The organism is Frankia sp. CeTa3Moorea, assembly GCF_978021225.1.
In genome coordinates this window covers 1-7461 of the sequence record NZ_CDXDOR010000196.1, presented here as the reverse complement: position 1 = coordinate 7461, position 7461 = coordinate 1, and the positions used below count along the sequence as shown (strand labels likewise).

General features: G+C 66.7%; 7 protein-coding genes. 1 reads left to right on the top strand and 6 read right to left on the bottom strand.

Features of this window, described 5'->3' with window-relative positions:
- The 6 genes from ptlF to penM all read right to left on the bottom strand — a co-directional run.
- Positions 1–808: 1-deoxy-11-beta-hydroxypentalenate dehydrogenase (gene ptlF, locus AC08OV_RS22130; RefSeq protein WP_476620255.1), on the bottom strand; the 808-nt coding region annotated here is incomplete at its 3' end.
- A gap of 139 nt (positions 809–947) precedes the next feature.
- A complete protein-coding gene (locus AC08OV_RS22125) occupies positions 948–2402 on the bottom strand; it encodes an MFS transporter (protein ID WP_476615218.1) in 1455 nt (484 codons plus the stop codon).
- Between the two features lie 60 nt (positions 2403–2462).
- Positions 2463–2594 (bottom strand): hypothetical protein, encoded by a 132-nt coding sequence (locus tag AC08OV_RS22120; protein ID WP_476615217.1) that lies wholly within the window; start codon positions 2592–2594, stop codon positions 2463–2465.
- 102 nt (positions 2595–2696) lie between these two features.
- Positions 2697–4127, bottom strand: a complete 1431-nt coding sequence (gene tnpC, locus AC08OV_RS22115) for an IS66 family transposase (protein ID WP_476615216.1) — start codon at positions 4125–4127, stop codon at positions 2697–2699.
- An 85-nt stretch (positions 4128–4212) separates the two neighbouring features.
- Entirely contained in the window at positions 4213–4929 is a 717-nt protein-coding gene (locus AC08OV_RS22110) for a phytanoyl-CoA dioxygenase family protein (RefSeq protein ID WP_476615215.1), read from the bottom strand.
- Between the two features lie 316 nt (positions 4930–5245).
- Positions 5246–6442 carry a pentalenolactone synthase gene (penM, locus tag AC08OV_RS22105; RefSeq protein WP_476615214.1) on the bottom strand — a complete coding sequence of 399 codons (1197 nt, stop codon included), beginning with the start codon at positions 6440–6442 and terminating at the stop codon, positions 5246–5248.
- Between the two features lie 343 nt (positions 6443–6785).
- Here penM and AC08OV_RS22100 point away from each other — a divergent pair.
- Positions 6786–7461, top strand: a 676-nt coding sequence (locus AC08OV_RS22100) for an ISAzo13 family transposase (RefSeq protein ID WP_476620254.1), incomplete at its 3' end; no start/stop codon positions are given.

The window sequence follows — 7461 nt, the reverse complement described above, 5'->3', positions numbered from 1 at the left end:
CCGCCCCCGCCCGCCCGGGATAATCCGGAACCACCCACCTCTCAAAGAGAAGCACCCCCTCGGGGAAAGGGTGCGGAAGGGAAACATGACGCCATACATCGTCGAACTGATCGCGTAGCCGCACCGGGGTGTCGGAGTTGCTGAAGAGATAGAAGCGGTCGGAGCCGAGGGCCTCCCACACGAGTCCGGCGACGTCCTCAGCGCTCACCGAGGTGTCGCCGCCCGCGCCGCGCGGGGCCGTCAGACCTTGGACCATGGGGGTGTCGACCCGGCCAGGACACAGCACCGACACCCGGACGCCGGTGCCCCGCAGGTCAGCGCGCAGACTGCGGGCGACCGCGAGGTCGGCGTGCTTGGAGGCGGCGTAGGCGGCGCTGCCGGCGCCGACGACAAAGGCGGACATCGAGGCGGTGTGAATCAGATGGGCGGGCCGGCCGCGCTCCAGCAGCCGGGGGACGAAGGCGCGGGCCACCAGAACGTGCGCCCAGTGGTTCACCTCGAAGACCTGCCGCATCCGTTCCAGCGGCACCTCCCACAGGGGCTGTCCCACGGGGCCGAGGGCCCCGGCGTTGTTGCACACCACGTTGATGTCGCCGAGCAGGTCGAACGCCGTGTCCGCGAGCCGTTCAACGGCGTCCGGGTCGGTCAGGTCAGCGGTCACTGCGGTGACCTGAGCGCCCTGTGCGGTGAGTTCGGCGGCCCGGCGGTGCAGCGTGTCGCCTTCGATGTCCGCCATGACCACGCCGCCGCCGGCTCGTGCGAAGCGGGCGCTGAGGGCGAGACCGATGCCGCTGGCCGCACCGGTCACAACTGCTGTCCTTGTCTGTAACTGCACTTGGCTGTCTCCGCTTCTGTAGGCGGGTAAACCGAAGGACGGCGCGCCGTTGCGGATAGGGTTGTCGGCGAGAAGATCTGAATCAAATCGCGCCGTTCGAGGGGCGTGGGTGTCAGCTGGGATCGGGGAGTTTTAGGCTGATCATGAGAACGGTCACCGAGAGACAGATCAACAGGGCGAGAACGAGCACAGCCGCCAACGCCGTCGACAGCCAACCGGCCAAGGAGACAAAGAGGGTTCCGCCGACGGTCGCGCCCAGCGCGGTCGCCATCTGCTGGCTAGTCACCAGCACACCGCTCCCCATGCCGGCCTGCGCGGGGGGTACATCGGCCAGGACCATCCGGAACAGCGTCGGGCCGATCAGCGCCGCGCCTACGCCAAAGAAGGCGATCCCGACGAGCACGAGCGCCAGAGAGGGATGCGGCCAGCCCAGCCATATCACCAGCGCCAGCAGCAACAGGCCCGTGGCCTGAACGAGAGCGCCCAGGGTGACGATCCGGCGGCCCAGGGCCGCCGCGATCCTCGGGGTGAACAGCGCCACCACAAAGAAGGCCGCGGCGAACGGCATCAGCACCCCGCCAGAGGCGAGCCCGTAGAGGTCGAAGCAACCCTGCGCGATCAGTGCGTAGACGAACAGGAAGGCACCGAAGCTGGCGGAGAACGGCACGACCGCCGCCAGCCCGCTGCGCATCCCCGGATGGGATAGCACCGACGGGGACAACAGCGGTGAGCCGCCCCGCGCCTCCAGCCTGCGTTCAGCCTGCGCCAGCGCTAGCGCCCCCACTGCGGCGACCGCGAGCAGCGACCACAGCCACAGCGGCCAGCCCAGGTCGGGGCCCACCACGACCAAGGTCAGGACACAGACCATGGTGACGCCGAACAGCACGGTGCCCACCGGGTCGAAGCCCGGCTTCGCATCGGCCCTGGTCGCAGGGACGCGCCGGACGGCCAGCAGCGCGGTCACTCCGATCGGCACATTGATCGCGAAGACCGACCGCCAGCCGATCCCGGCGACGTCCAGCGAGACCAGCAGCCCGCCCAGGATCTGCCCGGTAACCATGCCGAGGGCCGCGGTCACGCCGTATATGCCGATCGCACGGGCGCGCGCCTGGCCCTCGGTGGCCGTCTGAATCGTCGCTAGCACCTGCGGTACGAGCATGGCCGCGGCGGCGCCCTGCAGCAGCCGGGCCGCGACGAGGAACTCGATGGTCGGGGCGAGTCCGCACAGCGCCGAGGTGACGGTGAACGCCGCGAGCCCGTAGGCGTACAGGCGCAGTCTGCCGAAGGCGTCGCCCAGCCGTCCGCCCAGCACCAAGCCGAGGGCGTAGGTGAGACCGTAGCCGGACACCACCAGTTCCAGCGCGGCGGGGCCGCCATGGAGGTCGTGCCTGATCGAGATCAGTGCCACATTGACGATGGAGGCGTCCACGATGGACAGGGCGTATCCGGTGAGCACCACCATAAGGGCAATGCCGCTTAGCCCCGCGGCGGCCGGTTCCGTGCCGGCCAGGAGCCCCGGCGTCGCGTCGGGCTCCTCCAGAAGAGGGAGGCCTTCGCGTTTCGTCATGTGCTGCCTACCCAGGCGTCTGTGAGGGGGACAGTTGAGGCGAGTGCGGGGCTAGCAACGTCACTCGGTGATGGTGGGGGTACCGGTGATCTTCGACATGATTCCCTTGGAGGAGTCCTTCGCGGACTCCGTCCAGGGGGTCAGGGCATTGAACCCGCGAGGCGACGAGGCGGGCTGGATGCGAGTGTCCATCGACATCCGCATACCGGCCGGGTTAACCGAAACATTCGGGATGGACTTGTGGCACGTGAAGGTAGCTGTTCAGCTGGAGTCGCTGGCGGCTGATCGTTTCGGTTATGCGGGTTGGGTGGTGGGTGGGAGCCAGGCGCCAGTGGTGAACAGCCGGGTGAGCGCGTCGAGGGTGTCCACGCCCCATTTGGTGGCGGTGGACAGGTAGGACTGCACGACGGCGAAGTCGGCGAGGCCTTGCAGGGTGCGCCAGCAGCCGCCGGAGACCCGTTGCTGGACTTTGACCGGTCTGGCATCGCGTTCGGCGACATTGTTCGTGAACGGGACCGCCAGGTCCGTCGCGAAACGAAGGATCATGTCTTCGTAGCGGCGGAACCGGCCGATCAGGGTCCGGGCGTCGGTGGCCAGCGGGTCGCGTCTGCCGTGGTTGTCGGTGTCGCCGCGGGCCAGCGCACCGAGGTAGTGGTTACGGGTCCGGGCCACGACGGCGGGGGCCAGGGCGGTCTGTCCGGCCCGGCGGGCGGCGTCAGCGGCGTCGCGGGCGTCCAGCAGGGTGGTGACCATGGCGTCGGCCCAGATCTGCCCGGTCGGGTCGCCGTCGTGGACCGACCGCAGGTCACGCAGCAGGTGCGCTCCGCACCAGGCGTGCAACGCGCCGGTCACATGGGCGTAGCCGGCGTAGCCGTCGCGGACCAGGACGCCGGTGAACGACGGCCACACACCACCGGCGTCGATCGTGCCGGCCGTGCGGTCCCCGACGTGCATCACGGTGAGGTAGTCGGTGCAGGCCACATGCAGGTACCGCAGCTTGCCGTCAGCGCGGGCGGTCGTCTCATCCGCGTGCGCGACCGCCGCGGCGGCGACCAGGTTCTTCACGTGGGGCAGGAACACGGCCTCAAGGAGACGGGCTGCGCGGCCACGCACGGTCGCGACCCAGCCGGGCGAGACCGCCGCGCCCAGCAGCGCGGCCAGGACCTGCCCGGCGCGGCGGATCGGCAGGTGATGCGCGCACACCAGCCACGCTGCCCGGGCCAGAAGCCCCGGCCCGTAGGAGACCCGGCCCACGACCCCGGCCGGCTGGTCGCCGGCGGTGGTCGTCGCGCAGCAGGCGCAGGTCCGGGCCACCACCCGGTACTCAGTCACGTGCGGGCGCGGTGGCGCGGGTGGGGTGTCGAACACCTGGTGGCGGCGCACCGCGAACACCGGCGCTCCGGCCAGCGACTCCCCGCAGTCCGAACAGGTCAGTGGGTCCAGGGTCACGGTCTCGTCCGGGTCCTCGACCATGTTCCGGGTGCGGCCGGGCTCGCCGGGCTGCTTGCCTTTCGTCCGCCCCGACCTCGTCCGCGAGGACCGTTTCGGCGCCTTGGTATACGGGCTGTCCGACGACGGCGGACGCGACGACGTCGAGCTGTCCTTACTCGCCTGGCGTTCCAGTGCAGCGACCCGCCCGGCCAGCTCCTCAATCAACCCGGCCTGTCGGGCGATCAGCTCGGCCTGGGCCGCGATCGTGGCTTCCCGGTCCGCGAGCCGACGCACGAGTTCCTCGTACGTCGGCTGCCCTTTGAACCCCACACACCAAACCTAGCGATCATGACCCACTGTGACGTAACCGCAGAAGCGATCACCACACACAGGACCGCGAACGCCCGACCACGCCAGCTGAACAGCTACACGTGAAGGCATGGAAGATGATCACATCGCCCGGTTCCATGGGCGAGAACAGCAGCTGCTCGTCCGCACCAAACTCCTCCGCCGGGACACCGCGCACGGCGTGGCCGAAGCGGCGAAAATTCTCGACGATGACGTGCTCGCGCGGGCCCTTCTTGTGGCTGCTGTCGGCGACGGCGACGCCACCTATGCCGCGGGTCGTCGCGAGCAGCGGCATCCAGACGGTGCGGAAGTCTTTGTTCGGGCCGATGTAGAAGCCGTCCTGGTGCAGCGGTGTCAGGAAGCTCGGCACCGCGGAGCCTGCGGCGGAGGGGTAGTAGCGGATCGTCGTCGACTTGAAGACGAAGACGGGCTCACCGAAGACCTTCTCCCAGATCTTGAGGGACGAGGGGTGGTTCCACAGGTCGTCGTACTCGACGTAGTCGTGCATCGCCACCTCGTCGACCGCTTCGAAAGACTCGATGGTGAGGGCGTCGAGCGTGGTGCCGGGAGCGGCGTGGCCGAGTGCGACCAACCCCCCGAGCATCTGCTCGGCGGCGGTCCGCACGAGTTCACGGTCTAGGGCGCCGCGCAGATAGACGTAGCCGTGCTCGTCGTAGAACCGGCCGAGAGCCTCACCGTCGTCGAGAAGAGGCATACAGTCGACGTAGTCGCTGAAAGTTTCCGTCATGGTTCCTTGTCCTCGACACGCCCATGCGTGGAAAGAAGAAATAGCTCAAGATGGAACTACTGGGGGCGAGGGAGCCCGGCCATTGCGGCGGCCGATGTCTTCGACACACTGGAAGGCCGTCGCGAACCCACCGTCGATGTGGAGTGTCACTCGACCCTCGCCGAGCGACACCGCGAATCATACTAGTTTGCTACGTCGTCGGGAAACAACTGGTAATCCCCGGACTGGTTTTGTGGTATGCGCCAGCCTACGACCACGAAGGAGGAAGCATGAAGGGTGAACGACTGTCTTTTCGCTCGTGCAAGACCACTTAAAATTAGAAGGTAACGGGGATTTCATCGAACCCGCCGGTGATCCGGTGCTCCTGCCAGCGCAGCGACTCCTCGGGTACTGCGAGCCGCAGGTTGGGAATTCTGCGGAACAGCCTCTCAAACACCGCGGTTAGTTCGATCCGGGCTAGCACGCGGCCGATGCAGTGCCGAGTGCCGCCCCCAAATGCCAGGTGCGACATGGGCTTGTCTCGATCCAGATCGAACAAGTCGCCGGCGGGGAAAGCCCTGTCGTCGTAGTTGGCCGCGCCGATGGCCAGCTTCACCGCATCTCCGGCCCGGATAATTGTCTCGCCGACGGCTATGTCGCTGTGCGCGTAGCGGGGTATTAGCGCGTTGGATCCCTTGCCCCCCACTCCCAGGCGCAGAATCTCCTCGACCGCGGCCGGCGCGAGTTTGGGATTCTCGGCCAGCAGGACACGCTGGGCCGGATTGCGCAGCAGCAGCAGGGTTCCCAGGTCAATGCGCACAATGGTGGTCTCGTAGCCGAACAACAGCACGGCGCAGCCCAAGTGGGCAATGTACGCATCGGACAGTGCACCGTCGTCCTCGGCGATCAGCTCGGACAAGATGTCGTCGCTCGGCTCGGTTCGCTTGCGTGTCACCAGCTCCGTTATGTAGTTGACAACCTGTTGAAAAGTGTTCGCCGAGTGTTGGTTGTTGCTCTGGTCGAATGTGCCTCTCGCCCACTGCCCGAAACGCTCCCGGTCGGCCAGCGGCACGCCAAGTAGATCGCAGACCACCATGGTCGGCAACGGAAACGACAGCGCGCGGTGCAGGTCAGTCGGCGGAGTGTCTGAGGCCAAATGGTCGAGAAGGTCGTCCACATGGTGCTCGATCCGGCTTTTCATTAAGCGCATCCGGCGCGTGGAGAACCGGGGCACGAGCAGCGCGCGCATCTGTGCATGCCTGGTGGCCTCGCTGTCGTAGTCGTCCCCGGCCATCAGCGCGACCATGAAGCCCCTGGCCGCGCTCTCGGCCGATTGCTCCGGATTGGGATTACTGAGACCGAGCCGGTGGTCGGCGAGTAGTACCTTCACCTCGTCGTAGCGGGTGACCAGCCAGGCATCTTCACCAGCGGTCCGCACCCTGATGATTGGCCCCTCCTGCTGTAGCGCGAGCATCTGGGGTGCGATGCCGAGTATGTCTGGATTATCGAACGGCAACTGTGGGAGTTCCGTCATGTATCCATACTCGCTCTGCTCCGACGGCCGGTCAAGTCCTCTCAGAATTCTGAGTCGCCCCGAACTCGGTCCAGACTCCATGGCTAGGGTTCCAAGCCCAGGGTGACCCGCAAGTTCCGTTTATGCAGGTAGAGAGTGATGATTACCCTCTACCTGCCGTCTGGACGCCCGCCGGGCATAAGGGTCTGGAATTAAATAATTTCCGCAAATAGTGCGCACGCGGAAGCCGTAGCCGATGCGATCGTTGTCCAATTCTTGGGAATGTGCACGCCAATGACCGTGTCTCGATTCGTACTCTTCACGAATGGCCGAGTATGTGATTTCTGACGAGGAACTCTCGTCTATGTTCTCAGAAATCCTACCCCACCTCGACGAAGGTCAGCGCAGGCTGTTGACGGGCGGGTGCGCGAGAATGCTGGGACACGGCGGTGTCACCGCCGTGTCGAAGGCGTCCGGGTTGGACCGGGGCACGGTAGGGCGGGGCGCGTCGGAAATTCAGGCCGGGGTGGACGTGTCGGACCGGGTACGGCGGCCGGGGGCGGGCAGGAAACCGGTAGGGGAGGCGCGGCCGGGATTCACCGAGGCGTTGGATGCGCTCGTCGAGCCGGAAAGCCGCGGCGACCCGATGTGCGCGCTGCGGTGGACGACGAGATCGACGAGGGCCTTGGCCGGGGAGTTGGGTGAGCAAGGTTTCCGGACCAGCCACACGACGGTGCGCCACGAGCTCGCGTCCATGGGCTACAGCCTGCAGGCGCTATCGAAAACCGAGGAGGGGAAGAAGCATCCGGACCGGGACGCCCAGTTCCGTTACATCGCCGCCCAGGTCGCCGAGCAGCAGGCGGCGGGCGAGCCCGTGATCAGCGTTGACACGAAGAAGAAGGAACTGGTCGGCAACTACGACAACGGTGGCCGGGAATATCGGCCGAAGGGGGATCCGGTCCGTGTCAAGGACCACGACTTCCCGGACCCGAATGTGCCGAAGGCGGTGCCCTACGGAATTTACGACCCGTCGAAGAACG

Coding starts and splice junctions, on each gene's coding strand:
- penM (WP_476615214.1), bottom strand. CDS start 6,442: ATGACGGAACTCCCACAGTTGCCGTTCGATAATCCAGACATACTCGGC.
- AC08OV_RS22120 (WP_476615217.1), bottom strand. CDS start 2,594: ATGGACACTCGCATCCAGCCCGCCTCGTCGCCTCGCGGGTTCAATGCC.
- AC08OV_RS22125 (WP_476615218.1), bottom strand. CDS start 2,402: ATGACGAAACGCGAAGGCCTCCCTCTTCTGGAGGAGCCCGACGCGACG.
- AC08OV_RS22110 (WP_476615215.1), bottom strand. CDS start 4,929: ATGACGGAAACTTTCAGCGACTACGTCGACTGTATGCCTCTTCTCGAC.